The organism is Achromobacter sp. SIMBA_011, from assembly GCF_046535435.1.
Classification (GTDB): Bacteria; Pseudomonadota; Gammaproteobacteria; order Burkholderiales; family Burkholderiaceae_B; genus Achromobacter; species Achromobacter dolens.
In genome coordinates this window covers 1-325 of sequence record NZ_JAWRWN010000194.1, presented here as the reverse complement: position 1 = coordinate 325, position 325 = coordinate 1, and the positions used below count along the sequence as shown (strand labels likewise).

The window sequence follows — 325 nt, the reverse complement described above, 5'->3', positions numbered from 1 at the left end:
CGAGGAAGGCGACGCGCGCTTTGAGATCGGCATTCTCTTCGTCGAGCGAGAGAATGATCCGGGTTAATTGCGCAGCATCCTGAGGCAAGGGGGTGGGTCGAAGCGGCATGGAAGACCCTACCACACAAGCCTGAATCTGCAAGCAAAACCAATAGGATCAGCCTGCTTTCGTCGGTCGCTTTACCGCGTTTCGTTTGACCCGCGTCCAGTCGATACCGGCCAACAAAAGCGAGAACTCTTGGGCTGTCATCTGCATCGCGCCATCGCGGATCGGTGGCCAAACGAACTTGCCAGCCTCCAGCCATTTCGTCGCCAGGATCATGCC

At 57.5% G+C, this 325-nt stretch carries 1 protein-coding gene; it reads right to left on the bottom strand.

Annotated elements, in window-relative coordinates; translation table 11 throughout:
* Nucleotides 1-157: 157 nt before the first annotated feature.
* On the bottom strand, nt 158-322 hold the full coding sequence (gene tnpB, locus SB816_RS30540) for an IS66 family insertion sequence element accessory protein TnpB (protein ID WP_410548058.1): 165 nt from the start codon (nt 320-322) through the stop codon (nt 158-160).
* Nucleotides 323-325: the final 3 nt, after the last annotated feature.

What these genes read in the sequence shown, in the direction of transcription:
- tnpB (WP_410548058.1), bottom strand. Translation starts at nt 322, where the DNA reads ATGATCCTGGCGACGAAATGGCTGGAGGCTGGCAAGTTCGTTTGGCCA.